The organism is Shinella sumterensis, assembly GCF_004514425.2.
Classification (GTDB): domain Bacteria; phylum Pseudomonadota; class Alphaproteobacteria; order Rhizobiales; family Rhizobiaceae; genus Shinella; species Shinella sumterensis.
Window position 1 is genome coordinate 13,130 of record NZ_MYFN02000020.1, and the last position, 25,730, is coordinate 38,859.

Below are 25,730 nucleotides of genomic sequence, written 5' to 3' on the forward strand. Positions count from 1 at the left end.
CTTTCGCTTGTTAGGCGTTTGAACTCAGTCGGCCTGGCGCACAAGGACGCCCAGAGCCGTCGTGATCAGCCGTGCGAAGGTCAACGCACCGATGCCATCGACGTCACGCTCGGGCATGAACTCGACGAAATCCATTGCCGCGATCCGGCCCCGCGCCGCCGCGCCCTTAATGAGATCGACGGCCTGATAATAGCTGAGGCCACCCGGCGCACGGCCGATCACGCCCGGGATAAGGGCCGGGTCGAGCGCATCCGCATCGATGCAGATAATGATGTTGCTGCCGTTGGGAATACGCTCGAGCACCGCTTCGACGCCGTTCTTGTGCACGTCATAGGCCGGGAAAAACTCGGCACCCCATGCCACCGCGTCCTCGTAATCACTGGTCGCGGCCGAGCCGATGCCACGAGCGCCGACCTGAATGATGCGCTCGATATGCGGCATTTCGGACGCGCGGCGCATCGTCGAGGAAAGGCCGAGCCGCTCACCCATATGGACCTCACGCCAGTCGATATGTGCATCGATCTGCAGGATGGTGAATTTCGCGCCGTTCGCCTGCGCACCGATTGCCTCAATCATCGGGATAGGTATGGAATCGTCGCCGCCGAGAAGCACCGGCACCGCCCCGCGTTTCAGGAAGGTCGAAACCGCGTCGGCGATCTTCTGCCGGTTTGCCGCGCTGTCCGCCTCATCGAAGGTGAGATTGCCGCAATCGACCGGCCGTAGCTTGGCGCTTGGGAAGACGGTGCCGCCGTGATCGAAATCGTGCCGATCCACATTGGCGGTCAACGAACCGGTCGCCTGGCGCAGGGCGTCCGGCCCGTTGCGGCAATAGGCGCCGACGGCGGCATAGGGCGTCGCGCAGGGCGCGCCGAGGATGGCGACCGGCGCGGTCATCGTCTCAAAATCGGCGCAGGCTTCCAGCCCCAGGAATGTCTTCGTTTCAGCCGCAGCGCCAAACAGCGCGCCGAGATCTGCCTTATTGTCCATGAACGTCTCCTCTGCCCGGCCGAACCGGGTCTCTCACTTTCGGATGGGTGAAGGGTCAGCCAATGCGGCTTTCGAGATAACCGGCCCACCGCCGCTGCACGAGCTGGAAGGCAGACACAAGTGCGAAGGTCAGCACCAGATAGATTGCGGCGGCCGTCACATAAGGCTCGAACTGAATGTAGTAGTTCAGCGTGATGTTGCGCGCCACACCCGTGACTTCAAGGAGAGTGACCGTACTTGCGAGCGAGGTGGCATGCAGCATCATGATCATCTCGTTGCCGTAGAGCGGCAGCGAACGGGTCAGCATGGCGGGAATGAGGATGCGGCGGGCTTGTACGAGGCCGGACATGCCATAGGCCCTCGCTGCCTCGATCTCGCCCACCGGGATATGGCGCAGACCGCCTGCGAAGATTTCGGTGGAATAGGCTGTCGTATTGAGCACGAATGCCGCGATGACGCAGACCATCGGGCTGGAAAGCCATGGCCAGAGCACACTTTCGCGCACCAGACCGAACTGGGCGAGGCCAAAGTAGATCAGGAACAGCTGGACGAGAAGCGGCGTCCCGCGAAATACAAGGGTATAGGCCATAACGGTGTAGCGAAAGGCCGCGTTCTCGCTGTTTCGCAAGAAGGCGAGTGGAATAGCGAGGAAGAAGGAGATGCCGAGCGACGCGAAGGCAAGGATGAGCGTCAGCTTGGCGCCTTCGAGATAGAGCGGCAGGTTTTCTGCTATCACATCCCAGTTCATGACAAGACCTTTCGGGTGCCGACGTCGAAGCGGCGCGCGACGAGGAAGAGCAGCAACATGGAGACAAGTGTCACGGCGAGATAGAAGCCAGCGGCGATAAGGTAGAAGGTGAACGGCATGGCGGTGGCTTCCGCGGCCCCCTTTGCGCGGAACATGACGTCCTGCAGGCCGATCAGTGAGACCAGTGCCGTGCTTTTCGCCAGAACCAGCCAATTGTTTGTGAAGCCTGGGAGGGCGAGCCGGACGAGCTGCGGCAGAATGATATGGGTGAACATGCGGCGGCGTGTCAGTCCATAGGCGATTGCCGCTTCGATTTGCCCGCGCGGAATGTTTTGCAACGCCGTCTTGAACGTCTCCGTCATGTAGGCGCCAAAGATGACACCGAGCGTCGCGATCCCCGCCGCGGTCGGAGAGAACTCGACGCGGAAATCCCAGCCAAGCATCTCTATCCACTGGTTCAAAAGCGCCGGCAGGCTATAGAAGACCAGCAGCATGATGACGAGATCCGGGATTCCGCGCACGACAAACGTATAGATGCCGGCAACCGCGCGAAGGCCGGAACTTGCCGAGAGTTTTGCAAAGGCGGCCGTGAGGCCGAGAAAGGTCGCCACCAGCAGCGACAGGACGGCAACCAGCAGGGTCGTGGACCCTGCTGACAGAATTGCCGCGGCGTAGTCGGCGACCATGCGCTTATTCGCCGAAATACTTGGCGTTGAGCGCGTCGAGCTTGCCGCTTTCACGGACGGCCGCTAGACCCTTGTTGATCTCTTCAACGAGTGCAACATTCTTCTTGTTGATCGCGATCGCGACCCCCTCACCGAACTCCTTGGCGTCCTTGCCGGTCAGCTGTGGGCCAACGAGCTCGAAATCCTTGCCGGAATCGCTTTTCAGGAAGCTGTGAATGATCTGTGCTTGATAGCTGATGTGCAGATCCGCGCGGCCCGCTGAGAGTTCGAGATAGGGCGCACTGCCGCTGTCATAGCGCTTGATGGTCGCCTGGGGGAAGTGGGCCGTGACATAGGCGTCCATCGGAGTGCCGGTCTGCACCGCGATAATCTTACCCGCGAGGCCCTCCGGTGTGATGTCCAGGCCCGCACCCTTTTTGGCGACGAAGCGGAAGGTCGGATGACTATAGATGTCACTGAAGGCAATGACCTGGCGGCGCTTGTCCGTTACGGTCAACTGTGAGATCAACGCGTCATATTTGCCGTCGATGAGACCGGGGATCATGCCGTCCCAAGCGGCATTGAAAATGTTGCAATCGAGCTTTGCGGCTTCGCAGATCGCCTCCATCAGCTCGACGTCGTAGCCTACGACTTTGCCGCCGGCATCGACGGATTCAAATGGTGGAAACGTCGCGTCGGTGGCGATCTTGATCTGATCGGCATGGGCCGGGTTCAGCATCGTGCCCGTGGCAATCAGGGTTGCGAATAGGGAGATGGCTGGCAGTCGCATGGTAGCTCCTCTGGAGTTGTTGTTGTTGGCCAAGATTGAGAGGGTGAGTGCGAAGGCTAGTGCTTGAGGCGCCCGGCAAGGAATTGCTGCAGTCGCGCGCTCTTCGCATCCTTGAAAATTGCGTCCGGCGTCCCTTCCTCCTCGACACGACCCTCATGGAGAAAGAGCACGCGGCTTGACGCGTGGCGCGCAAAGCCCATTTCGTGGGTCACGACGACCATCGTGCGCCCCTCCTCCGCGAGAACCTGCATGACCTTGAGCACTTCGCTGACAAGTTCGGGATCGAGCGCTGACGTCGGCTCGTCAAACAGCATAACGTCCGGATTCATGCTAAGTGCACGGGCGATCGCGACGCGCTGCTGTTGGCCGCCAGACAGATGCGCCGGATACTTGTCGAAAACGGCTTGGCCGAGACCGACCTTCGCAAGATTTGCCTTCGCACGCTCGGCTGCTTGCGCCTTCGAAAGACCGAGCACGCTCATCGGCGCTTCCATGACGTTGGAGAGTACGCTCATATGAGACCACAGGCAGAAGTTCTGGAAGACCATAGCGAGCTTCGAGCGGACCCGCCGCAATTGGTGGCGATCCGTCGGCCGCAACGTACCATCGCGCTCCCTCACGGTGGCGAGCACCTCCCCATCGATTGCGATGGTACCCGCGCTAGGACGCTCCAGAAAATTGATGCAGCGAAGGAAGGTGCTCTTACCGGAACCGCTCGCGCCGATCACGCTGATGACGTCGCCGGCATTGGCGCTGAGTGAAACACCCTTCAGCACCTCATGGCCGCTATACGACTTGTGAATGTCCGTGGCGGTCAACATCGGCATCTTTCCACTCTAGGCTTTGCGCGTCTGCATAATTATTTGGCTATTTACGCGCTTGACGCAATTTTGCACAATTGATGAATCCTCACGCCAAAGATGACAAGGCATCATCTATCACGTATATATCTCGGCTTGTTCCGCGACACGCCAACAGAAAATGTGAAATTCTTTCATTGGTTTGAGATGTGCCCCGCTATGGAAGCGTCTCAAGCGCGATATCGCGGCCAAAAGCGGTCAAGAGCCAGCGAAGAAAAAGGCGTGCCCCGGCACGATGCATGCTCGCCGTGTTACACACGACGTGCCAACCACCAAAGGCATCGATCGAAAACGGGAAAGGCTTGATAAGAATACCGCGCCTGAAATCACCGCCCGACAAAGTGTCGCTGACAAGCGCCACGCCGGTTCCATGAACGGCGAGATCGATCGCCATGCCGAGATCGCTGCAATAGAGATGGCGCGCCTCCTGGTCGGCGCCCGGAGCCCCCGCCTCGAAGAACCACCGCCGCCATTCCGATCCATCGTCCCAGTGCAGCAGGGTAACGCGGTGAAGATCCGAAGGATGGCTGAGGCTCCCACCGATGCTGTCAAAGAGGACAGGGCTGCAAACCGGCGTGATGTTGACATGCGCAAGAAGCGTCGACCAGCGATCGGCCCATCCCCCCGCGCCGAAGGAGACGCCGACGTCTATATCGCTCAACTCATGCACCCTCTGGTTTTCAACCAGCCGTATGTGGCATTCGATTGCTGGGTGGTCGCGACAAAACTCGTGAATATTCTTGGCAAGCCAAGTGTTGGCGAACATGGGGGGACACGCGATATCGAGCCGCCCCTGAACCTGACCGGCATCCGATAGTCGAAGAGCTGCCCCAATGATATCTTGCATTGCGGCCGAGACCACCTTGGCAAAAATCCGTCCGGCATCGCTGAGCACGACGCTCCGTCCGGACTTTTCGAACAAGCTGCAACCCAGCGCTTCTTCCAGCCTGCGAATCTGGTGGCTGACAGCGCTATCCGTAAGAGCGAGTTCGGCAGCGGCTTTCGTAAAGCTCTGGTGGCGGGCGGCCGCCTCGAACGTTTTCAACGTAGGAAGCGGAAGGTTGCGCAAACTGTTCAACAAGGCTCCTCAGACAAGCGATCTTCCATTTTAGTCAGGCCGTTTGGGCTTGCTGGAGACCACGTGACAACTGCGGCCCGCCGTTTGGCAGTCCGGCATCGTGTGTTACAGTGTCTCAGTTTCCGCTTGCAAGTTGTTTCGGGCAAGCCCAAAAAATCGATGGGGCGTTTCCGGCATGACGAATGTCTGGCCCGTCGAATGTGTCGAGCTCTTCAACCTCTGCGCTGAAGATCGTTACGCTGAAGCGCGCGCGCTTTACAGGATTCTCACGCCGTCCTTCCATCTTGATACGCATGTCAAGCTTGTCCAGTACATCAAGCTTGCCGAGAGCCTCGTCTACGGCGCTCCGGAATGGACCCGTGCTCCCCGGTTGCCGCTTGTCGGCGCCGAGCGTGATTTCGTTGTCTCGACCATAAAGCATGCAATCTCCGCTCTCGCGGCCCGCAAAAAGAAGGCCGCTTGATTTTATCCGCACAAAACCCTCGTCCGCCGTCAAACTGGCGAGGGTTTTGTGTCCACCTAGTCTGCGAAATGGTACCGGATGTCGATGAAGCCACCGGCCTGTTGACCACTCTAGAAAATGCGTCGCGGCGGCAAAAAAGCGACTCCGGCTTGACGTTCAAACGGAGCTCTGGCGACGCCGACTCACCCGGCTGAATGCCAGAGCATCGTGCTACGTTTTCGATGTCCGGCCATGAAAGCTGCCCGCTGTGCGTTGCTGGAGAACAGCCAGCTCGGCCACACCGACCAAGCCGGCGTCGTCGCCAAGTTTTGCCTTTACGACGGGCACTTCCCGAAAGGGCACCATGGCATCACGGCGGATGCGCGCACGGATACCGGGTTCAAGCAAATCAAATGCGACAGACACACCACCGCCCATAACGAGCATCTGCGGGCTGTAGAGATGCAATAAGCTGGCGAAGCCGGAGCCAAGCCAATCGGCCTCCTCAGCAATGAGGGCAAGGCAAGCAGCGTCGCCCGCCCGCGCGCCCTCGACCGCATGGCGCCCCTCGACTATCCCTTTCTCGGCCATCCTGCCTAAAAAGGAGGTCGGGTTTTTGTTCGCTGCCGCGCGGACCCGCTTACCGAACGCCGTACCGGCGGCAACCGCTTCGAAGCAACCGACACGCCCGCAGGAGCAGGTCGGCCCCTCCGCAGCAAGCGTGAAATGCCCCACATGGCCGGCCATTCCCCGCGCACCATGCATCAGGCGACCATCGACAACGACACCGCCACCGATGCCGGTGCTGACCGTGACGTAGACCGTATGGTCCAGCCCGCGCGCGGCCCCGTATTGCCATTCGCCGAAGGCCGCGGCGATGCCGTCATTCTCGACGATCGCAGGTATCCCGAATATCGCCGACAGACGGTCGCGCAGAGGAAACTGTTCCCAGCCGGGGAGGGTTGGAATGTGGTCGATAACCCCGCTCACGGTGTCGAGCGGCCCGGGGGCACACATACCGATCGCGCGGATTGGAGCGCTGCCTGCCGCATGCGACACCTCCGCAACAAGCGCGCGGAACTGCCGCATTACTTCCTCCGGTCCACTCACATCGGTGCGCGCTGCCGTGCGCGCCAAGACTTTTCCCGCGCGCACCAGCGCCGCGCGAACCTGCGTGCCGCCAAGGTCGAGGCCGATGGTGAAATCGTCGTTCATGCAAGACCTCGCTCCACCGGTTGCGCATGGATCCACGCCATGCGTTCTGCGAGGTTCTCCGACCCGAAGGCGAGCGACCCCATGACGACGGTCCTGGCACCTGCCTTGGCGAGATCAGGCACTGTATTCTCGCGGATGCCGCCATCGGCGCAGAGAACGATGGGGCCTGGCGTCGTCCGTTTCGCGATAAGTGCCCTCGCCTCGCGAAGCCTGTCTGCGGCCTGGGCGTCCAGCGCCTGCCCCTTGACGCCGATCCGCGTGCCGAGCAGCGTCAGCAGTCCGATGCGATCTAAAAACGCGCCTGCGGCCGCGACGGGTGTCTGCACTTGCAGCACGATGCCGGCGACGAGTCCGAGGCTGTCGATGAGATCGAGACAAACCTCCAGATTTTGGTTTTCGACGTGGATGCTGATTGCGTCCGCGCCAGCATCGGCGAATTGACGGATCTGCGCCTCGAGGATCACATCAGATGCCATCAAGTGAACATGCAAAGGCTTTGCCGTGCTTCGGCGACAGACGGCGACGAGATCCGGAAAGAACAGCAATGCCGGCGCAAAGTGGCCGTCTGCGACGTCGATATGATAGAAGTCGGCGAAAGGCTCGGTCCGGGCGATCTCCGCACCGAGCCCGGCGAGGCCGGCCGACCAGAGCGACATCTCGGCCATCAGCCGGTCCTTAGGCAGGCTTTCGAGCCAATCGGGCGCAGGCCGCATCTCAGAGCTCCCTAAGAAAGGACGATAAGACAGCGCGGAAATCGGCGCGATACGCATCGGCGTCATCGGCCTTCGGCGTGATCTCCACCAGCCGCGCGGCAGGGATCATCCCGGCAACCGCCCGGGCATGACCGATCGGGTGAACGAGATCGCGCCCGTGGCCGATCACGAGCGTCGGCACCGTTATGGCAGAGACCTCTGCCTCGGTTACGTCAGGGCCATCCGTCGAGATTGCCCGGAGCAGCGCTGCTGTAACGTCGACCGGTTCGCGATTGAAGAAGCCGCGGATCGAGGCGAGATTGTCCGGCGCGTCTCGTTCGAATTCCTTCACCAAGGGCAAGGCCTCGAATCGCCGGCGCGCCTCTTGTATCGGATAGTGGTCCAGAAGTTCGCCGACGATGCGGTTTGGCACCATGTTTGCGGGCTTGGCGTCACATATCCAGGCGGGTCGGGCAATAACCAGTGCCCGAACCCGTTCGGGTTGGCGCACGGCAAGCCGCAGCGCAATCGCCGCTCCCATGGAGATCCCGCCCACGACGGCCGGTCCCGAGCCCTGTCTCGCAAGATAATCGGCAATGTCGGCGGCGAAGGTGGCGATCGACAAGGCCGCCTTGGGACCCACCTCCGAAACGCCGTGGCCGCGGCACTCTACGGTAATGCGCCTGAAGCCGACATCAGCCGGAAAGACCTGACCCGGCTGAGCCTGGTCCCCGCAAAGGCCGTGCTGGAAAACGAAGGGCATGCCTTCGCCTTCCTCGTAGACCGCGAGGCTCGCCCCTTCGACGGGATGGCGCGAATGCTTCATGTGTCGGGCCCTTCCGACGCGACGAGCGGACCAAGGAAGGCGGCGACGCCCGGCGCATCCACCGCGGAAAGTCCATGGGTGATCACGTCGCCATCGAACCCCGCTTTCCGCAGCGAGGCGACGTAGCGTGGATAGTCGATGACGCCCATGCCCGCGGTAGCGAAGGAGCCGTTGGCGTTTCGATCCTTGGCATGCGCGATAGCGATCCGATCTTTCAGCAGGTCGATGGCCTCATCGATGATGCGGCCGCGTGCCTCGGCATCCTCGCTCTCGAAGAGATTGGCCGGGTCCAGCACGACGCGGATACGCTCGCTCGCCATCACGTCGATCAGCCGCCGCGCCTTCGCGGCGGAGTTGATGACATTGGCGAGCTCCGGCTCAACGCCGATGAAGATGTCGTGCCGTTCCGCAATGGCGAGCAGACGGCCGAACTCGGCGATCATGTCCCGCCAGGCCTCGGCCCCCTGATTGTCTGGATGGTCGCGCCATTGGTCGGCCGCATCCCGGCTTCCCGTGCACACCGTGAGAAGGGTCGCACCCGCCGGACGTGCCGCTGCGGCGATCGCGGCGAAACTGCGACGGCCGGCCTCTCGCACGGCGCTATCCGGATGAATCATGTTGTAGGTGGCGGAGAACGCAGCGATGGCGACGCCGGTTCGTTCCGAGGCTTCACGGATCGCCGTGACGGCAGCGATCGGGATTGTCTGCGGCAAGGCACCGAGGCCGGAGCAGGCGAAATTGTACTGCACCGACGCGTAGCCAGCGTTGCGCGCGGCCGCGAGCACGACGTCCGGCGTCGTGCCTGCAAAGGTCTTGGCGAAGATACCGACACGCATTAGACGCTCCCATGCGCGTCGGCGAGCTTCACCGGCGTTTTTTCGCGAACGGACTGCATCACCGCGGCCATGCCGCGCACCGATGCGATACCATCCTCTATCCCGGCGCCGGTCAGCGGTCCGCCCTGGAGAACGGTATCCGCAAAGCCCTCCAGCTGGCGCCGGTAAAAATGGCCGTCCGCTCCCAGCACGCGGCTGGTCGCGCCTGTCTTCTCGCTGAAGATGTCCACCTCGCTGCTCTTGAACAGCCATGGATTATAGGTCTTGCCGAGAATGCTGCCGTATTCACCGTAGATCTGGAAGCCTTCGTGCCAATCCATCCGCACAGCGACCGTCAGATCGAGATGGCCCATGACGCCGTTTTCGAACTCGACGTCGATGAACCAGGAATATGCACCGAACCGCTGGCGCAGCCGCGCATCGACGGCGCGGATGGGACCGGCAAAATAGCGGGCGGTATCCAGCAGGTGGCTGCCATGGGCGAGCATGAAATACTGCTCGAGATCGGCCTTTGGATTTCGCGATGGCTTCTTCGCATCGGCGCTACGGATCATGTAGGGCTGGACCGCGTCGGTCACCGCGTAGCGGTGGGTGGAATCGCAATACCAAGCCTTCAACGCGAGCATCTCGCCCATGTCCGTATCGATGAAGTGCTTGGCGCTCTGAAGGCCGGCGTCATAGCGCTTCATATGGCCGACCTGGAAGACCTTCCCGCTTTTCTCGACGACGGGCCGCAGGCCCTCCACCTCCTCGACGGTCATGCCGAGCGGCTTTTCGCAAAGCACATGCTTGCCGGCTTCCAGCGCGCGGGCCGCGGCCGCGACGTGGAAGGCATCCGCCGTCGCGATGATGACCGCATCGACATCCGGATCGGCCAGCATGACATCGTAATCGGAGAATGCCTTCTTTGGCGCATGGGTCGCAGCCATGCGGGCGCGCAGATCGTCGGCAACGTCGCAAATGGCGTAAAGCTCTGCATTGCGCGCTTTCACGGCACTTTCGAAATGACCGGCCTGTGAGATCGGCCCGCAACCGAGAATGCCAACCTTCAGCAGCGGCTTTCCCTCATTCATCCCATTGTCCTTTCCGTGGTGGACGTGCTTTCAAGACCGCCCCGTGTTCTTCAGCTCTTCGATACAGGCATGCTGCGGAAGCGCGTGGCGGTCTCCGGCTGCGCCACCTTGCAGATGGCGGGCGGAAGACCGCGGGCGATCAGCTCGATATCGGCGGTGATCGACGCGCCCATGGCGTTGAGCGTCGCTTCCATGGCGCCGGCCTGATGGGGCGAAAGAATGATGTTCGGCGTCCGGCGCACCGGGTCATCGGGAGCGACTGGTTCGACGGGGAAGACGTCGGTCCCAACACGGATGCGGCCGGATGCGGCCGCATCCAGCATGTCGGAAAAGTTGACCACCGCTGCACGGCTCAAAAGCAGCAGGCATGCTCCCTTTTTCATCGAATCGAATGCACGCTTGTCAAGGAAACCGGTGTTCTCGGAGGTCACGCCCGCGAGCACAAAGATGAAATCGCTATGGGTGAGGATAGAATCCAATGTCACTGGCCGGCATCCGGCCTGCTCGATCAGAAGGGCCGGCACCCATGGATCGTACACCTCGATCGCAGAGGTGAACGGCTTCAACAGGGGCAGCAGGGCGCGGGCAAGATCGCCGAAGCCGATCAGCCCGACCCGGGCACGCATCAACGGCTGTGCTGTGCGGTTGGCCGCAAATCCGTATTCTTCTTTGCCCTCGCGCATCAACCGGTCAGCCTCGGTAATGCCGCGGCCGAGGTCGATTGCCATGGCCAGCCCGATTTCTGCGACCGGTTCGGCAAAGACATGGCTTGCCGACAACACGCGAATGCCGTGCTCGAAGCAATGACGGTAGTCGATATTAGGCAGGAAGTTTCCCTCGCTGTTAACGAAGGCCTTGAGATTTCGACAACGCGCCAACCGCTCGGCCGGCATGTCGAAAATGCCCATCGCGATATCGGCCGGCACGACGTGTCGTTCGAAATCCTCATCCGTCAGGACGTCACCTTCGTGGATGACGAGGTCGCCAAGCGCACGCAGACGCGCCAGATGGACCTCTGTGAAGACATCTTCCACGAGGCGCGGATGCGCCATGATGAAGGTACGGAACGGTGTAGTCATGAACATTTCCCTTCAGATATCTGTCCAGCGGCCATCTTCGGCACCCGAGCGAAGCGCGGCATCGACGAAACGCAAGCCGCGCACGCCATCGTGAATGCCCGGCAGCAGCAAGGCATCCGCCGCCGGGGCGCGGCCGCTGCGGTGTGCGTCGATCTGGTCGGCCATGTCGAGATAGAGCCGCGCGAGCGCCTCGATGAAGCCCTGGGGATGACCAGGCGGCATCGTCCCCTTGAAAGCCGTACCGTGCGAGGCACGGTCGATCACCATGCGCCGGCCGCCAAGTGGCGCGAAGGTCAGCCGGTTCGCCGCCTCGACCGTCCAGCCGAGTGAACCCTTGTCGCCATGCACATCGATCCTGAGCCCGTTTGTCTCGCCGATCGCCACCTGACTTGCCCAGAGCATTCCCTTGGCGCCGCCGGCAAAACGCAGCTTAGCCGTGACGTTGTCATCGACGCGGCGGCCGGGAACGAAGGTATCGACTTCCGCTGAGAGAGCGATGGCAGGAAGGCCCGTGACAAATTCCGCAAGGTGGAAGGCGTGGGTGCCGATATCGCCAAGGCTACCGGCACCGCTTCTTGCCGGATCGGTACGCCATTCGGCTTGCTTGTTGCCGGTCGTCTCGGCGGCGGTCGCCAGCCATTCCTGCGGAAAGATGACACGAACCAGGCGCACCCTCCCGATTTCGCCCGCCGCCACCATCGAGCGCGCTTCGCGCACCATGTCGAAGCCGGCATTGGTATAGGCGACACCGAATAGAGATGAACTGCCCGCCGCCGCCGTCTGGAGTGCGAGCGCGTCATCCAACGTGGCGGTCAACGGCTTGTCGCAGAGGATGTTGATACCGGCGCCGAGGAAGGCGTGGCAGGCGGGCGCGTGCAGGTGGTTCGGCGTCACCACGGCGACGAGGTCGATACCGTCGTCGCCTGCCTCACGCTTCGCCATCGTCTCGAAGTCGCCATAGCAGCGTTCCGGTGCCAGACCGAGAGCATGTCCGCTTTCGCGCGCGCGAACCGGATCGCTCGAGAAGGCGCCCGCGACCAGCGAAAAGCGTCCCGTCATCGCTGCGGCGGCACGATGGGCGGCGCCGAAGAACGCACCAATCCCGCCGCCGACCATACCCAGTTTCAGCGTTCCCATGTCCTGTCCTGTCTGGAGTGAGACGGGCCGACAGTTTCGCCGGTCCGTCCCTCTGGAGGCGATTTTATTTGGCGGCGACCTTGCCGCAGGTCGTCAGTGCGTCGGCCGGCGTGCAGGTCTCCGTGCCCGTCTGGATGAACGGTTCAAGCTTCTCGCCTTTGGTGAGCTTGTCGAGAGCCATGATCGTCTCGTAGCCCATGTCATAGGGGCGCTGGCCAATATTGTAGTGGCTCAGGCCCTCAGCGAGCAGCGGAAGCTGCGGGCCGAAGTTGTCACCGAAGACCACGACGAGGTCCTTTTTGTCGAGGCGTTCCTTCAGCGGTTCCATTGCTTGCTTGTAGGCCTGCGGAGCATACTGCGCCCAACCACCAACGGCGACGAAGGCGGAGAGATCCGGATGGTTGGTCATGACGTCACGAACCTGCTGGGCCGCAAGCGCGATGTCGTCGTTGTTGTAAACCGGGCAGCCGGCCGGCTCCGTCCAGCCGTTCTGGCCCGTGAGCGTGGCGACCGGCTGGTCCTTCGAAGCACCGGCGAGGGTGTCGCGAATACCCTGGACGCGGGCCTTCAGGTTTTCAGAGGCCGGCGCACCGGACTGAATGCAGACCGTACCGCCTTCCTTTTTGTTCTCCAGGACCTTCTTGGCGAGTTCCACACCGAAGGAGTAGTTGTCCGTGCCGATATAGGTGGCGCGCAGCCCTGCATCTTCGGGCAGCACGTCGGTGTCGAAGGTGACGACCGGGATACCCTTGTCGTTCGCCATCTTGAGAATGCGCGCCATGGCCTTTGGGTTGCCGGCGGAAATGCCGAGCCCGTCGACGCCGCGCGTGATCATGTCCTGTGCAAGCTGCACCTGCTTGGCTTCGTCATACTCGGTCGGGCCAATATAGGTGCAGGTGACATCACCGAGCTTTTTGGCAGCATCCTTGCAGCCGGCATCGATCGGTGGGCTGAAGGCGTTGTTGAGCACCTTGAAGACCAGCGCGAATTCCCGGTCTGCAGCATTGGCCGTCGCGCCAAAGGCGCAAAGCGCAATTGCCGCGGATGACAGGGTAAATTTCAGGCTTCTTGACAGCGACATGGTATCTCCTCCTTGGTTCGCTGTTAAAGACATTCATTTCACGGCGCGGCGGCACTCCTCCCCCGCTCCCTGACTTTGGTGGACGCGGCGTCAGCGACGCAGTGACCGAATGCGTTCGAGAAGGACGGCAGCGAGGATGAAACCGCCGACGAACGTGCCCTGCCAGAACGGATTGACGCCGGCGATGAGAAGCGCATTGCGGATCACCTCGATCAGGATCGAGCCGATCGCTGCGCCAAGCGCTGTGCCGAAACCGCCCGTCAGGGACGCACCGCCGATGACCGTCGAGGCGATAGTCTGCAATTCGTAGCCCGTGCCGATGGCGTTCGTGACCGCACCCAGCCAGCCGACGAGGAAGATCGCGCTGATGGCGGCCATCAGGCCACTGAAGGCATAGGCCGAGATCTTGATGGCATCGACGGAGATGCCAGCGAGACGCGCAGCGCTCTCGTTGCCACCGATCGCGAAGATGTATCGGCCCCAGCGCGTCATGGTCAGCAGGCAATGCAGCACGATGATGAAGGCCACCAGCGCATAAACGACATTGGGAACGCCAAGCGTATAGCCGCCACCGAGCGCGAGGATCGATTCCGTCGCCGTGCCGAATTCGTAGAACACCTGGTTGTCACTGACCACGAGCGCAAGGCTGCGCCCGATCGACAAGGTCGCCAACGTCACGATAAAGGGTGGCAACTTGGCGAGCGTGATGACAGCGCCGTTGAGACCACCGAAAACGAGGCCGACGGCAAGCGTGCCGGCAATGCCGAGTGGTAGCGGTGCGCCGGCATTCAGCAGTACGCCCAAGGTGACGCCGCTCAACCCGAGAATCGAGCCGACGGAAATGTCGATCCCGCCACTGATCAGCACCGGCGTCATGCCGAGCGCCATCAGGCCGATAAAGCAGGCATTCTGCAGCACGTTCATGAGATTGCCTGATGTGGCGAACTTGCCGGAGATCATTGAGACGGCAAGGCCAAGGACGACGATTGCGATCGCGATCCACATTTCCTGTGTGAGCATCAGCCGGCGCAGAAGCGATCGGTCATGGCGCTTCAGGAGGTCGACATTCATGTCGGAGACGTCTTGCTGGGACATGGTTCCTCCCGTCTCAGGCGGTCTTGATGGCGCCGGTGATGAGGCCGGTGACCTCTTCCGGGCTGGATTGATTTATCGGCTTGTCAGCGACCTTGCTGCCGCGCCTCATAACCACGACACGATCGCAGACATCGAAAACATCTGGCATGCGGTGGCTGATAAGGATGACCGAGAGGCCCTGCTCCTTCATTCGCCGGATCAGCGCCAGAACCTCGGCCACCTGCCGGACGCTGATGGCTGCCGTCGGTTCGTCCATCAGTACCAGCTTGGAGTTGGAAAGCCGCGTGCGGGCGATCGCCACCGCCTGCCTCTGGCCGCCGGACATGCGGTCAACCAGATCGGCCGGCCGTGTCTCGGATTTCAGCTCCCTGAAGATTTCGGCCGAGCGCGTGTTCATCAGCTTCTTGTCGAGCACCCGGAATGGCCCGACCTGCCGCATCGGCTCTCGGCCGAGGAAGACATTGGCTGCAGCCGTGAGGTTGTTGCAAAGCGCCAGGTCTTGATAAACCACTTCGATACCGTGTCGGCGGGCATCGGCTGGGCCCGAGAAACGGACATCCTGATCCTCGAAGACATAGCGGCCAGAGGTCGGCTGGAAATTGCCGGCAATGGTCTTCACGAGTGTCGACTTGCCCGCACCGTTGTCACCCATCAAGCCGAGCACTTCGCCACGGTTGATGTCGATGGACACGCCGTCGAGTGCGCGGATGGCGCCAAATTCCATGACTATGTTTTCGAGACTGGCAAGCTTGCTCATCCAACCTCCTCCCTGAGCTTGGATAGATATCTTTCTTAAAGTAAGAAATAGAACGTATCTCTCTTTGTCAATGAAGAATGTTTTTTGCCAAAACCACGAAAATTACGTCAGTAGGCCTGACATGGTTCCTTTAAGCCATCATCATCTCAGCATTTTTTCTGAATTCCATAGTTTGAGCGGCAAATCTCTCACGAAACGGAATGACATTTTTTTACAAAAGATATAAATCCGGCTATGCCGGATACGAAACGCGGATCGCAAATGAAAGGTGGCGGATCTCGACATGGCGGATCAGACCCTTGCCAAGGAAGTCAACGAGCGGCAGATCCTTCGTTTCCTGCGGCTCTTCGGGTCGGCTAGCAGGGCCGATATCGCCCGCCATCTAAAAGTGACACCGGCCTCTGTGACGCGCCTCGTCAACGGGCTAACGATGCGCGGGCTGGTACGCGAGGTTCAACCTGGAGCAAAAAGGGGGAGAACTGCGCGTGACGCCGGCCGGCCCGGTGTGGCACTCGCTTTGAATCCGAATGCTGTCTTCTTTCTCGGTGTCGAGATCGGCATCGGCATTCTGCGCTATGCACTCATTGATCTGACTGCAAACAGCGTTGCCACGTCGGATGTACATGTCAGTCGCACGATTACCCCCGAGGAAGTCGTCGATGCGATCGCTGCACATATTGCGATGCTGGAGCACGACGTCCGTTACGCCGGCCGCGTGCACAGCGTCGGCGTTACTGTACCGGGTGTGGTCAATCTTGAAGGTTTCGTCATCAACCTGCCGATCCTGGGCTGGAAAGGGGTCGATCTCCTGACACCATTGCAGGCCGCCGTAGACCGGCCCTGCTTCGTGGAAAACGATGCAGGCGCAGCAGCGTTCGGCTCGGTCTATACCATGCCGGAACTCCAGACCGGCTGTTCCGTCTTTCTTGTTATGGGCCGGGGCTGTGGCGGGGCTGCGGTCATGAATGGCCGGCTCTTGCGCGGCGCGAGCGGTGCCACAGGGGAACTCGGCCACATGCGGATCGCCCGCGATGGTGCAGTTTGCAGCTGTGGGCATCGTGGCTGCTTTGAAAGCCGTGTCGGGCTGGATGCACTTGCCCGATCCTACTGGGGAACAGACGATCTCGAAGAGGCGCAATTCGAGATTCTATCTTCCGAGGTCGCAGAGCGTTTCAGTTCCGGCGATCCGGCCGCCATTGCCTCAGTGGCAGATCTTACGGACTGGCTCAAATTGGGTGTCGTCAGCCTCGCCAACATCTTCAATCCGTCCACGATCTTCCTCGGCGGCGCGCTGGGTCCCGTCCTTTCCCTCATTATCGAGGACATCCGCCAGGATGTGGCCCGTGGCATCGTGCCAGGACTGCCAGCACCCGAGATCCGCCTTTTCAGCCTTGAACCATACGAATGCGCCATAGGCGTCGCCGCAATCGCCCATCAACGCTGCTTTGATAGCTCTGGCTACGGCCCGTATGCTCCCGGCCAATCCCCACGGAGACGATGGTTGTAGACGACACGATTATCATATTCTACGGACCTTTGTCCGTCCGAGGGAGAGGGCGCGACGACCGTCTTCGTGACCTGTCCTCACTGGGCTGAAGCGTACAATAATGACAGCGAGGAGACTGGAGTACGCACGGGATTTTCACCATAAAAGGGAGTGGCTTCCGCCGGAGTTTTGATTGCCAGTGTGCGCTGATATTGCCCTGAAAAGGCCATGGCGATTGTGGATTTTTACGTCGATGATTTATAGTGTCCGCCTCCTCATCAACATGGAAAGAATCATGCGCCTTCTTGCCAATATCCTTGCCGTCTCGCTCCTGGCTGCCCTCCCCGCGGCTGCCGAAGTTCTGGTCAGCAACCAGCCCAATGTCGATCAGGATGGCACGCTGGTCGTGAACCTGCCCCAAGGCGCACTTGACATCACCATGAACACGGTCGAGGGCACGGGATTGTTCGTCCATGCAGGCGGCAGTCACGAGGTGCTGCTCGAAAGCGCCTATATGCCGCGCCTGCTCAAAATTCATGGCAACAGTGCGCTGCTCGAACTTTATACGGGCGGCAATGCCTGCCCTATCCTCTTTGCCTGGGTGAGTTATGACGAATCCGGGCTGCGCGCCAGCGAGGAATTCGGCACTTGCGCCGAACAGGCTTCCTTCGAGGAAAGTGCCAAAGGCCCGGTCGTGACGATGGACGACATCGAAGCAGGCTCAGGCACGAAGAGTTACCTGTACGACGAGAAAGCTGGAAAAGTGTCGGAAATCCAGCGCTGAAATCGCTGCACTGGACTTCATTTCGGTTCGCAGACTTCGGCTACGAAGTGTCATTCGCCCCTAAACCGGATCAGATATTTGGGCCTGCTCCGATCTGGCTTGCTCATGTCGGCGAACATGCTGCCCGCCTCTTCCACACCGCCTATGCGCGCGACCAGTTTTCTCGTATCGAGCTTTCCGGTCGCAAGCAGGTCCAGCGTCAAGCCGTAGTAGTCGATGCCGTGCAGGATTCCATGAACGCTGATGTCCTTGAGAACCAGTGCTCCCTGACTGACCTCCGGAGAGGCGGATCCCGGGATACCGACAAGCGCGATGCGTCCTCCCAGGTCGCAAAGATCTATGGCGAGCTGCATGGAAGATCGCACGCCCGACGCCTCGATCACGACATCATAGGCGTCGCGGGCGGCCTCCTCCGGCCGAAGGACCCGCGTGGCACCCAGTTCCAGCGCGTAGTCCATTTCCGATTGCGCAACACCGATCACGTCGACCGAGCGCGCCGTCAATTTCGCGATCATGAGGCTGAGCATACCGAGCGTGCCTGTGCCGATCACCGCAACGCGATCGGCCTTTCCGACACGGGTCCGCTCGCAGGCGTGATAGGCCGTGACAGCCGGCTCCACGAGCGTTGCCGCCTCAAGGGAGACATTGTCGGGCACGATCGAGACCGCAGTTTCAGGAACCACCACATATTCGGCTGCGGCGCCAGGAATGAAGCGTAGTCCAACCTCCCTGAGACTGCGACATAGATTGCGGCGACCGCGCTGGCAATTGTCGCAGCTGTTGCACGGCACCATGCAGTGACCCACGACGCGGCTACCGACACCGACTCTTTCCGCACCAGCACCCCTGGAAACGACCGTCCCCGTATATTCGTGGCCGAAGATGAAAGGATGCTTCAGAAAGCCGTTGTCGATATAGAAGCTCTTGCCATGATGAAGGTGGACATCCGTTCCGCAGATGCCGAGAAACGCTGTTCGAATGACGATTTCATGGGGACCCGCCTTAGGTATCGGCAGTTGCCGGATTTGCAACTCGTCGGCTCCGGTCATCAACAGGGCGGTCATCGATTGGGGTTGATCCATCTTTTCCTCCGATAGCGGTCACGGTCCTGCAACCATGAGCCAAACGCATTCCTTTAGAGTCCGCGCTATCGGTGCGCCAGTCAATGTTTGTCCTGCCGCAAGTAGACGCGCCCGAGGAAACCTGGCTCGCCCGATGTCTTTCCGCGAAGCGAGCTCAGGACCAGCACGCCCAGCGTCAGAATATACGGCGCGGTCATCGTCAGGTAGACCGGAAAGTCCGCACCGATCGCCTGGAGGCGGGGCACCAGGGCATCGGCGGCCCCGAAGAGAAGCGCTCCCAGAAGGGCGCGCGCGGGATTCCAGCGGGCGAAAATGACGAGAGCGATGGCGACCCAGCCGCGGGCTGCGACCATGCCTTCCACCCACACATGGCTGGTTGCGACGGAAAGATAGGCGCCGGCCAGACCGCACAGCACACCGGAAGCCAGGACGGCGGCAAGCTGTGTGAGCTGTATGTCGATGCCGGCCACATCGGCGGCGGCAGGGTTTTCGCCGACCGCCGTCAGCCGGAGGCCGCTGCGGGTTTTCTGCAGCCACCACCACAGAGCGAACACGACCAGCGGCAAGGCGATCGTCACCGGATCCTGAACGGCCACGATCCGGCCAAACACCGTGCCGCGATCGATGCCGAAGAGATCGCCCAGGGTCTCAATTCCCGGAAAAGTCTTTTGCACGTAGGGTCGCCCCAGAACACCGGTCATCCCGAGACCGATCGCCACGATGGCAAGGCCTGAAAGCGTGTGGTCAGCGCGCTTGACGACGGTGGCGAGGCCGAAAAGCAAGGCGAGCGCCGCTGCTGCTACGGCACCGCCGCCGAGCGCCGCCCACGGATTGCCGCCCGACAGCACGATGATCGCCCCGGTCATCGCCCCGACGGCCATCAAGCCTTCGGCGCCGAGGTTCAGGACACCGGCACGCTCGCAGATGATGAGGCCCAGGCTCGCAAGCAGGAGCGGCGTCGCGTAGCTTGGAATGATGGCAAGCCAGCCGATCAGGAAATCCATGACGACCCTTTCTTCAGCTCGGCCGGCTGAGCGCGTAGGTACTGAAGAACTGTGCCATCAGGATCGAGATGAGCACGGTTCCCTGCACGAGCACGATCATGCCTTCGGAGATGGAGTAGAATACCTTCAGAACGTTGCCGGCGGTGAAGACCGCGCCGAGTGCCAGCGCCACGACGAGCACCCAGACCGGCTTGGCGCGGGCGAGATAGGCGACGACGATGGCGCTGAACAGGTAGCCGTTGCCGACCACCTGGCTCAGCCGGTGTTCCGTGCCGGCGATGATGGTCACGCCGGCAAGGCCTGAAAGCGCGCCGGAAAGCAGCACCAATCCGGTGATCGTTGCTCCAACCGGCAATCCCGCCGCCCTCGCGGTCTTGATATTGTGGCCGACGGCATCGGCGTAGAAGCCGACCCTCGTATAGTCGAGCAGATACCAGAGCGCCGCCGTGACTGCGCCGACAAGCAGGAAACCGTAATGCAGTTGGCCCCAACCCGTGGCGGCAAAGCGGGACGCCTCGGGAAAAGCCGCCGTTACGGGGAAATTCGTCGCCGGATCGCGCCAGACGCCGAACAGCAGGTGCTGCACGAGAAGAAAGGCGATGCTTCCCAGCAGCAGCGTCGAGATGACTTCGTTGACACCCCACTTCAGCTTGAGCCAGAGGGGCAGCGCGATCCAGGCGGCACCAACGACGGCACCTAGGACCAGCATCAGCGGCAGCCGCAGCGGCTCCGGGCCGATCCCGCCCAGCGCCACCCAGGTGGCGGCGACCGCGCCGAGCCAGAGTTGGCCCTCGATGCCGATGTTCCAGAACCGCACCCGCATGGCGACCGCCGAGGCCAGGCCGACGAGGACGAGCGGCAAGGCCGCGGTTAGCGTTTGGGAAAGACCATCCGACGTCAGAAAGGTGGCGACAAGAAACTCGTCGACAAGCGCACCGGCCGGCACGCCGGCCTGCACGAGAAGGAATGCGGAAACGGCAAGGCCGACGAACAGCCCGCCCGCGTAGCACGCACCGGAGAGCAGCAGGCCCGGCGCTTGCCGGCGAACGAGAAACGCAGCATCAAACATGGCCGGCGAGCAGCGCTCCAATCCATTCGGGGGTAACATCGCCGATCGCACGACAGCCGGCGATGGATCCCCTGTTCATGACGGCGACACGATGGGACAGCGACAGGACCTCGTTGAGATCCTCGCTGATGAGAAGACAGGCCGCGCCGCCTTCGACGGCCTGCTTGATGGCATTGCGGACGAAGAGCGTGGCCTTCATGTCGAGGCCCCGCGAAGGGGAGTGTGCGACCAGCACCTTCATCCCGGCGTCGAGTTCGCGCGCCAGCAGAACCTTCTGCGCGTTGCCGCCCGACAGCAGCGCTGCAGCGCGCTCCGGCGAGGCGCCCCTGATATCAAAGCTCTGGATCGCTGCGGTGGCAGCATGCCGCATACCCTTGCGGTTCAGAAAAAAAGTCCCGCCGAAATTACCCTTCGCAACCTGCGTCAGGGCGAGATTTTCGGCAATGGACAGCTCGCGAACGAGGCCGGTCTCGAAACGGTCGGACGGGATGATGCGCAGACCGGCCTTTCGCCGATCATAGGGCGACGCACGCGAAAGATCACGACCACCGAGACGGATGGAGCCTTGATCCTGTCTCGACAGTCCGGTCAGGCAGGCCACCAGTTCTTCCTGCCCATTGCCGCCGACGCCTGCGATGCCGAGCACTTCGCCGGCGTGCAGTTCGAAATTGAGCGCGTTCAAGCCCTGTCCGAACCGGTCGGGTTTCTGCGTCAGGCCCGATACACTGAGATTGACGGCACCCGGACTTGACAGAGGGCGTTCGCTCACGGCCAGCGCCTCGCCGACCATCAGCCGCGCGACCTCGCCCTCGTCGATATCGGCAACCGGCGCCCCGGCCATCACCGTCTTGCCGTGCCGCATGATGGTGATGCGGTCGCAGAAGCCGGCGACCTCGCGGAACTTGTGCGTGATCAGCACCACGGCGTGGCCCTGCCGTGCCAGACGCCGGACGAAGGAGAGCAGCATCTTTGCCTCCTCCTCGCTCAGCACCGCGGTCGGTTCATCGAGAATGAGGATGCGGGCGCCCAGCAGCAGGACGCGTACAATCTCGACGCGTTGACGCTCGGCTGTCGAGAGGTCCGCAACGACCCTGGCAGGGTCCACGGGCAGGCCGACTTCAGCGGCCTTTGCGGCGATGGCCGCCGCGGCCTGTGCCGGCGTGCGAATCCTGCTGTCGCGGCCAAGGCTCAGGAGAATGTTTTCGGAAACGGTGAAACTCTGCACGAGCCGGAAATGCTGGTGCACCATGCCGAGGCCTGCCGCCGTGGCCTCCATCGGGCTGCGCGGGCTCCTGGCTTTCCCATCAATCGTCTGTTCTCCGCCGTCGGCCGCATAGACGCCGGCGGCGACATTCATCAATGTCGATTTGCCCGCACCGTTCTCGCCGACGATCGCATGCACTTCCCCCCATTCGAGGCTGAAGGACGCATCGACCAGCGCCGGCTTGCCGTCGAAGGCCTTGTCTATGCCCCTGAGGTCAAGCGCCGGCGGTGTGCCGGGGAACAGGGTTCCCCGGCCACCCGATTGATGCAGCGTGTCGATCATTGCTTCGCCGGCATCGTGCCGGTGATGCCCTCGACGAAGTAATCCATCGACCACAAGGCACCGTCGTCCAGCTTGCTCCCGGCTTCGACAAGCACGGAGCCATCCTGCTTGTTGATCGGGCCTTGGAACGGATCGAGCGTGCCGGCAATGATCTGCTGCTTGGCAGCCTCGATCTTCGCCTTGGTTTCGTCCGAGACGCCGGGGCCGAACGGCGCGAGATCGATCACGCCCTTGTCCATGCCCTCGAAGGCGCCGTATTCCTCGGGCTTCCAGCTGCCGTCGATGATTTCCTTGATCGTCGGCACGAGATATTTCTCCCAGCGGAAGACGACCGAGGTCTGGATGGTCTTCGGCGCGGCGTGCGACATGTCGAGTTGGAAGCCGAACGAAGGCGTGCCCGCCTTTTCCGCGACGTCGAGCGGAGAGGTCGCGGAGAGGTTGGTCGCCAGCACGTCGGCCTTCTGGTCGAGAATCGCCTGGGCCACCTGGCCTTCCTTCACCGGATCCCACCAGGAGTTCGTGAACACGGCGATGGTCTCGATGTCGGGATCGACCGAGCGGGCGCCGAGAGCGAAACTGTTGATGTCCCAATTGACCACGCCGACCGGGAAGCCGGCGAGGATGCCGATCTTCTTGGTCTTGGTGGCCTGGGCGGCGGCGATGCCGGCGAGATACCAGCCCTGATAGGTGCGGGCGTAGAAGCTTTCCATGTTCGGGCCGTTTTCGGTGCCCGACGCGCTCAGGAACGCGACGTTCGGATAGGCCTTCGCGGCTTCGGCCATCGGAGCGCTGTAGCCGTAGGTCGTGCCGACGATGATGTTGAAACCGCGCTTCACATAGAGGTCGATCGCCGCGCGAAGCTTGGTCGCTTCTTCCGGGATGTTCTCGGTGACGGCGACTTCGATCTGGAGCTGTTCTTCGACAGCCTTGCGGCCGGCTTCGAGTGCCTCGTTCCAACCGCCGTCCAATGCTGCACTGCCATATATGAAGGCGACCTTCGGCGGACCTTCGAGCGTAAAGCCCCAGGCCGTGGACGAGGCCAGAAGCGACATCGCGGCAGCGAGACAGGCCGCCCGGGCCTTCGGAAATTTGGTGTCTGTCATGTCGGTTCCCCTTGTTTTTGCCGACGTCGGTTCGTTTTTGGACATACGTTTCCCGGCGGGCGGAGGCCCGTTCGAGCAACGTCGTCGCTGACGTTTATTCCGGATTTTCAAAAGCAGTCTTGGCTCTTGTGCAGTGCATAAAATCCCATTACGGTCGTTCATGCAATAAAAATAATCATGCCCAATTTTTTGGCATTTTGTTCAGAATTATGGACGATCAGACGTGAACACCGAGGCATTGGCTTCCTTCGTCAAGATTGCGGAACTGCGCTCGCTGTCGGCCGCAGCGAAGCTTTACGGCCTGCCGAAGTCGACGCTCAGCCTGCGGATCAAGCAGCTTGAAGCGGATTTGAACGTTGCGCTTTTCGAACGTTCGGGACGTAACCTGCTTTTGACGGAAGAGGGCCAGACCCTGCTCGTGCACGCCCGTCAGATCCTGCAAAGCTGCGACACGGCGAGAGCCGCCGTCACCGAACCGTCGGACGATGTCGCCGGGACTTTGCGGATCGGCGCAACGGGTGAGTTCGGCACGGCCTTCTATGCGCAGATGCTGATCGTGTTCCGCAGGCTCTATCCGAATGTCGATATCGAGCTGACATTCTTCTCGCCCCATGTCCTCTATGCCGCCGAAAGCCTCGACATGCTGGATGCGGTGATATCCTGGGACGATGGGGAGGCAGACGGCGAAACGCTCTCCACCGCGACTTTCGCTCTTTTCGCCAGCCAGAGCTATATCGATCGCATGGGCATGCCGGCATCGCCCGCCGATCTGGCCGAGCACCTGGGTATCCTTTACCGCACGCCTCGCGGCCTTCAGCACTGGCGGCTGCAGAAGGGCAGCGCGCAGGAAAGCATCCTGCCGCGCTCCAGCCTGATCGCCAACGATTTCTGGACGATCAAGTATTTCGCCGTGGCGGGAGAAGGCATCGGCTACCTTCCGCACTTCTTTACCGACATTGAGTGCGAGCGTGGCCATCTTGTCCCGCTCCTGCCCGATTGGACGTCGGCGGAACGGCGCGTGAGCATACGCGTCACCCGGCCTCACGCCCGCTCACGCAAGATGGCGGCATTCATGGATGTCTGCCGCCGCTACTTCTCGCCCGGCTTCATCTTTGTCGGGCCGCGCTACTACGTGGAAGCGATCCACGATCCAAGCCAACAGAAAGAGGGAACAGAACCATGAAAGCAGTGGAGACCGGAAACGGCGTTCGCGTCATGAAGAATGGCGGGCTGGACCCGCAGCGCGTCAGCTTCGACAAGATCCCGATCATCGACCTCGAGCCGATGTTCAGCGGCGACGCGACCGCCAAGGAAAAGCTGGCGGAAGAGTTGCGCAAGGCCTGCACGGAAGTCGGCTTCCTGTACATCAAGAACCACCACGTTCCGCAGGAGGTCATCCAGAAGACGTTTGATGTGGCCGAGGATTATTTCGCCCTGCCCGATGACGTGAAGATGCAAAACCACGTCTCGAAGTCCAGGAACAATCGCGGCTATGCGGCAATGCTGGAGGAGAATACCGACCCCACCGCGCGCGGCGACCTGCACCAGTCCTTCGATATCGCGCTCGACGTCCCGGCGGACGACCCCGACGTGCTGGCCGGAAAAGTCCTCTACGGCCCGAACCAGTGGCCTGCGGATCAGCCGGAATTCCGCGCCGCGCTCGAAGCTTATCACGTCGAGATGCTGAAGCTCAGCGGCCACCTGCTGCACGCCTTCGCGCTGTCGCTCGGGCTCGAGGAAACCTATTTCGACGCCATGGTGGACAAGCCGCTTGCGACCCTGCGCGTCCTGCACTATCCGCCGCAGTTCGGCGAGATCGACGATCGCCAGATCGGCATCGGTGCGCATTCGGACTATGAGTGCTTCACCATTCTCGCCCAGAAGGAAGGCATTTCGGCTCTCCAGGTCCTGAACGCTTCGGGCGAATGGATTGCTGCCGATCCGATCCCGGGCTGCTTTGTCGTCAATATCGGCGACCAGATGGCGCGCTGGACCAACGATCTGTTCGCCTCGACGGTGCACCGGGCGATCAACCGCTCCGGCAAGGAACGCTATTCCATCCCATTCTTCTTCGGCCCCAATTACGACACGGTGCTGGAGGCGTTGCCGAGCTGCGTCGATGAGGATCACCCGGCAAAATACGAGCCGGTGACATCAGGCGATTATGTCAATGGCCGGTTCGCCGCGACGTTCGCCCATTATGCCGAGGCGCAGAAGCAGGACGCCACCGTTTGATCTTATCGGGCGCGACCACCTTTCCAAAATGGACAGGGGTCGCGCCAGCTTGCTCTGGCC

General features: G+C 61.5%; 25 protein-coding genes and 1 pseudogene. 5 read left to right on the top strand and 21 right to left on the bottom strand.

Annotated elements, in window-relative coordinates; translation table 11 throughout:
- Positions 1–24 precede the first annotated feature (24 nt).
- The 6 genes from B5M41_RS24310 to B5M41_RS24335 form a co-directional block, all read right to left on the bottom strand.
- Positions 25–987 carry an arginase family protein gene (locus B5M41_RS24310; RefSeq protein WP_134651558.1) on the bottom strand — a complete coding sequence of 321 codons (963 nt, stop codon included), beginning with the start codon at positions 985–987 and terminating at the stop codon, positions 25–27.
- Positions 988–1,042: 55 nt separating this feature from the next.
- Positions 1,043–1,735 (bottom strand): ABC transporter permease, encoded by a 693-nt coding sequence (locus B5M41_RS24315; RefSeq protein WP_134651560.1) that lies wholly within the window; start codon positions 1,733–1,735, stop codon positions 1,043–1,045.
- Positions 1,732–2,421 (bottom strand): ABC transporter permease, encoded by a 690-nt coding sequence (locus tag B5M41_RS24320; protein ID WP_134651562.1) that lies wholly within the window; start codon positions 2,419–2,421, stop codon positions 1,732–1,734. Before B5M41_RS24320 ends, B5M41_RS24315 begins: the two co-directional genes overlap by 4 nt.
- Positions 2,422–2,425: 4 nt before the next feature.
- The gene (locus B5M41_RS24325; RefSeq protein WP_202402416.1) at positions 2,426–3,223 is read right to left on the bottom strand and encodes a transporter substrate-binding domain-containing protein; all 798 of its coding nucleotides are present in this window, start codon (positions 3,221–3,223) and stop codon (positions 2,426–2,428) included.
- A 23-nt stretch (positions 3,224–3,246) separates the two neighbouring features.
- Entirely contained in the window at positions 3,247–4,011 is a 765-nt protein-coding gene (locus B5M41_RS24330) for an ABC transporter ATP-binding protein (RefSeq protein WP_134651564.1), read from the bottom strand.
- A 196-nt stretch (positions 4,012–4,207) separates the two neighbouring features.
- Positions 4,208–5,128 carry a LysR substrate-binding domain-containing protein gene (locus B5M41_RS24335; RefSeq protein WP_160872789.1) on the bottom strand — a complete coding sequence of 307 codons (921 nt, stop codon included), beginning with the start codon at positions 5,126–5,128 and terminating at the stop codon, positions 4,208–4,210.
- A 166-nt stretch (positions 5,129–5,294) separates the two neighbouring features.
- Between B5M41_RS24335 and B5M41_RS24340 the strand changes: the two are divergent.
- A pseudogene (locus B5M41_RS24340) lies at positions 5,295–5,591 on the top strand (dihydrodipicolinate synthase family protein); the annotation flags it as partial.
- A 210-nt stretch (positions 5,592–5,801) separates the two neighbouring features.
- Here the strand turns inward: B5M41_RS24340 and B5M41_RS24345 are convergent.
- The 10 genes from B5M41_RS24345 to B5M41_RS24390 all read right to left on the bottom strand — a co-directional run bounded on the left by B5M41_RS24345 (position 5,802) and on the right by B5M41_RS24390 (position 15,361).
- Positions 5,802–6,785, bottom strand: a complete 984-nt coding sequence (locus B5M41_RS24345) for an ROK family protein (RefSeq protein ID WP_134651568.1) — start codon at positions 6,783–6,785, stop codon at positions 5,802–5,804.
- Entirely contained in the window at positions 6,782–7,450 is a 669-nt protein-coding gene (locus tag B5M41_RS24350) for a ribulose-phosphate 3-epimerase (protein ID WP_230640333.1), read from the bottom strand. The genes B5M41_RS24345 and B5M41_RS24350 overlap by 4 nt, the downstream gene beginning before the upstream one ends.
- 49 nt (positions 7,451–7,499) lie before the next feature.
- Complete coding sequence (locus B5M41_RS24355) at positions 7,500–8,303, bottom strand: alpha/beta fold hydrolase (protein WP_134651572.1); 804 nt, start codon at positions 8,301–8,303, stop codon at positions 7,500–7,502.
- The gene (locus tag B5M41_RS24360) at positions 8,300–9,139 is read right to left on the bottom strand and encodes a sugar phosphate isomerase/epimerase family protein (RefSeq protein ID WP_134651574.1); all 840 of its coding nucleotides are present in this window, start codon (positions 9,137–9,139) and stop codon (positions 8,300–8,302) included. Before B5M41_RS24360 ends, B5M41_RS24355 begins: the two co-directional genes overlap by 4 nt.
- Entirely contained in the window at positions 9,139–10,212 is a 1,074-nt protein-coding gene (locus tag B5M41_RS24365; RefSeq protein WP_134651576.1) for a Gfo/Idh/MocA family protein, read from the bottom strand. Before B5M41_RS24365 ends, B5M41_RS24360 begins: the two co-directional genes overlap by 1 nt.
- A gap of 50 nt (positions 10,213–10,262) precedes the next feature.
- Positions 10,263–11,138 carry an NAD(P)-dependent oxidoreductase gene (locus tag B5M41_RS24370; protein WP_209020896.1) on the bottom strand — a complete coding sequence of 292 codons (876 nt, stop codon included), beginning with the start codon at positions 11,136–11,138 and terminating at the stop codon, positions 10,263–10,265.
- Positions 11,139–11,303: 165 nt separating this feature from the next.
- Complete coding sequence (locus tag B5M41_RS24375; protein WP_230640334.1) at positions 11,304–12,428, bottom strand: Gfo/Idh/MocA family protein; 1,125 nt, start codon at positions 12,426–12,428, stop codon at positions 11,304–11,306.
- Between the two features lie 64 nt (positions 12,429–12,492).
- Positions 12,493–13,509, bottom strand: a complete 1,017-nt coding sequence (locus B5M41_RS24380) for a sugar-binding protein (protein WP_134651580.1) — start codon at positions 13,507–13,509, stop codon at positions 12,493–12,495.
- 90 nt (positions 13,510–13,599) lie between these two features.
- A complete protein-coding gene (locus tag B5M41_RS24385) occupies positions 13,600–14,580 on the bottom strand; it encodes an ABC transporter permease (RefSeq protein WP_134651619.1) in 981 nt (326 codons plus the stop codon).
- 37 nt (positions 14,581–14,617) lie between these two features.
- Positions 14,618–15,361 (bottom strand): ATP-binding cassette domain-containing protein, encoded by a 744-nt coding sequence (locus B5M41_RS24390; protein ID WP_134651582.1) that lies wholly within the window; start codon positions 15,359–15,361, stop codon positions 14,618–14,620.
- A 283-nt stretch (positions 15,362–15,644) separates the two neighbouring features.
- On the opposite strand from B5M41_RS24390, the gene B5M41_RS24395 reads away from it, so the two are divergent.
- Positions 15,645–16,868, top strand: coding sequence for an ROK family transcriptional regulator (locus tag B5M41_RS24395; RefSeq protein ID WP_209020897.1), 1,224 nt, complete (start codon positions 15,645–15,647; stop codon positions 16,866–16,868).
- 274 nt (positions 16,869–17,142) lie between these two features.
- The gene (locus B5M41_RS24400) at positions 17,143–17,631 is read left to right on the top strand and encodes a hypothetical protein (RefSeq protein WP_134651584.1); all 489 of its coding nucleotides are present in this window, start codon (positions 17,143–17,145) and stop codon (positions 17,629–17,631) included.
- Between the two features lie 50 nt (positions 17,632–17,681).
- Here the strand turns inward: B5M41_RS24400 and B5M41_RS24405 are convergent, their stop codons facing one another.
- The 5 genes from B5M41_RS24405 to B5M41_RS24425 form a co-directional block, all read right to left on the bottom strand.
- Positions 17,682–18,713, bottom strand: coding sequence for a zinc-dependent alcohol dehydrogenase (locus B5M41_RS24405; RefSeq protein WP_134651586.1), 1,032 nt, complete (start codon positions 18,711–18,713; stop codon positions 17,682–17,684).
- A gap of 80 nt (positions 18,714–18,793) precedes the next feature.
- Entirely contained in the window at positions 18,794–19,717 is a 924-nt protein-coding gene (locus B5M41_RS24410) for an ABC transporter permease (RefSeq protein WP_134651588.1), read from the bottom strand.
- A 13-nt stretch (positions 19,718–19,730) separates the two neighbouring features.
- Positions 19,731–20,786, bottom strand: a complete 1,056-nt coding sequence (locus tag B5M41_RS24415; protein ID WP_134651590.1) for an ABC transporter permease — start codon at positions 20,784–20,786, stop codon at positions 19,731–19,733.
- Positions 20,779–22,332 (bottom strand): ABC transporter ATP-binding protein, encoded by a 1,554-nt coding sequence (locus B5M41_RS24420; RefSeq protein ID WP_134651592.1) that lies wholly within the window; start codon positions 22,330–22,332, stop codon positions 20,779–20,781. Before B5M41_RS24420 ends, B5M41_RS24415 begins: the two co-directional genes overlap by 8 nt.
- Complete coding sequence (locus tag B5M41_RS24425) at positions 22,329–23,435, bottom strand: BMP family ABC transporter substrate-binding protein (RefSeq protein WP_167719381.1); 1,107 nt, start codon at positions 23,433–23,435, stop codon at positions 22,329–22,331. The genes B5M41_RS24420 and B5M41_RS24425 overlap by 4 nt, the downstream gene beginning before the upstream one ends.
- A 223-nt stretch (positions 23,436–23,658) precedes the next feature.
- Here B5M41_RS24425 and B5M41_RS24430 point away from each other — a divergent pair, with 223 nt between their 5' ends.
- Positions 23,659–24,618 carry a LysR family transcriptional regulator gene (locus B5M41_RS24430; RefSeq protein ID WP_134651595.1) on the top strand — a complete coding sequence of 320 codons (960 nt, stop codon included), beginning with the start codon at positions 23,659–23,661 and terminating at the stop codon, positions 24,616–24,618.
- A complete protein-coding gene (locus tag B5M41_RS24435; RefSeq protein ID WP_167719384.1) occupies positions 24,615–25,670 on the top strand; it encodes an isopenicillin N synthase family dioxygenase in 1,056 nt (351 codons plus the stop codon). Before B5M41_RS24430 ends, B5M41_RS24435 begins: the two co-directional genes overlap by 4 nt.
- The last annotated feature ends 60 nt before the right edge of the window (positions 25,671–25,730 follow it).

Excerpts from the sequence above, each read along its gene's own strand:
- B5M41_RS24420 (WP_134651592.1), bottom strand. The coding sequence starts at position 22,332 with ATGATCGACACGCTGCATCAATCGGGTGGCCGGGGAACCCTGTTCCCC.
- B5M41_RS24330 (WP_134651564.1), bottom strand. The coding sequence starts at position 4,011 with ATGTTGACCGCCACGGACATTCACAAGTCGTATAGCGGCCATGAGGTG.
- B5M41_RS24310 (WP_134651558.1), bottom strand. The coding sequence starts at position 987 with ATGGACAATAAGGCAGATCTCGGCGCGCTGTTTGGCGCTGCGGCTGAA.
- B5M41_RS24345 (WP_134651568.1), bottom strand. The coding sequence starts at position 6,785 with ATGAACGACGATTTCACCATCGGCCTCGACCTTGGCGGCACGCAGGTT.
- B5M41_RS24365 (WP_134651576.1), bottom strand. The coding sequence starts at position 10,212 with ATGAATGAGGGAAAGCCGCTGCTGAAGGTTGGCATTCTCGGTTGCGGG.
- B5M41_RS24315 (WP_134651560.1), bottom strand. The coding sequence starts at position 1,735 with ATGAACTGGGATGTGATAGCAGAAAACCTGCCGCTCTATCTCGAAGGC.
- B5M41_RS24415 (WP_134651590.1), bottom strand. The coding sequence starts at position 20,786 with ATGTTTGATGCTGCGTTTCTCGTTCGCCGGCAAGCGCCGGGCCTGCTG.
- B5M41_RS24410 (WP_134651588.1), bottom strand. The coding sequence starts at position 19,717 with ATGGATTTCCTGATCGGCTGGCTTGCCATCATTCCAAGCTACGCGACG.
- B5M41_RS24350 (WP_230640333.1), bottom strand. The coding sequence starts at position 7,450 with ATGGCCGAGATGTCGCTCTGGTCGGCCGGCCTCGCCGGGCTCGGTGCG.
- B5M41_RS24425 (WP_167719381.1), bottom strand. The coding sequence starts at position 23,435 with ATGACAGACACCAAATTTCCGAAGGCCCGGGCGGCCTGTCTCGCTGCC.
- B5M41_RS24375 (WP_230640334.1), bottom strand. The coding sequence starts at position 12,428 with ATGGGAACGCTGAAACTGGGTATGGTCGGCGGCGGGATTGGTGCGTTC.
- B5M41_RS24385 (WP_134651619.1), bottom strand. The coding sequence starts at position 14,580 with ATGAATGTCGACCTCCTGAAGCGCCATGACCGATCGCTTCTGCGCCGG.
- B5M41_RS24380 (WP_134651580.1), bottom strand. The coding sequence starts at position 13,509 with ATGTCGCTGTCAAGAAGCCTGAAATTTACCCTGTCATCCGCGGCAATT.
- B5M41_RS24360 (WP_134651574.1), bottom strand. The coding sequence starts at position 9,139 with ATGCGTGTCGGTATCTTCGCCAAGACCTTTGCAGGCACGACGCCGGAC.
- B5M41_RS24390 (WP_134651582.1), bottom strand. The coding sequence starts at position 15,361 with ATGAGCAAGCTTGCCAGTCTCGAAAACATAGTCATGGAATTTGGCGCC.
- B5M41_RS24320 (WP_134651562.1), bottom strand. The coding sequence starts at position 2,421 with ATGGTCGCCGACTACGCCGCGGCAATTCTGTCAGCAGGGTCCACGACC.
- B5M41_RS24400 (WP_134651584.1), top strand. The coding sequence starts at position 17,143 with ATGCGCCTTCTTGCCAATATCCTTGCCGTCTCGCTCCTGGCTGCCCTC.
- B5M41_RS24435 (WP_167719384.1), top strand. The coding sequence starts at position 24,615 with ATGAAAGCAGTGGAGACCGGAAACGGCGTTCGCGTCATGAAGAATGGC.
- B5M41_RS24395 (WP_209020897.1), top strand. The coding sequence starts at position 15,645 with ATGGCGGATCAGACCCTTGCCAAGGAAGTCAACGAGCGGCAGATCCTT.
- B5M41_RS24355 (WP_134651572.1), bottom strand. The coding sequence starts at position 8,303 with ATGAAGCATTCGCGCCATCCCGTCGAAGGGGCGAGCCTCGCGGTCTAC.
- B5M41_RS24405 (WP_134651586.1), bottom strand. The coding sequence starts at position 18,713 with ATGGATCAACCCCAATCGATGACCGCCCTGTTGATGACCGGAGCCGAC.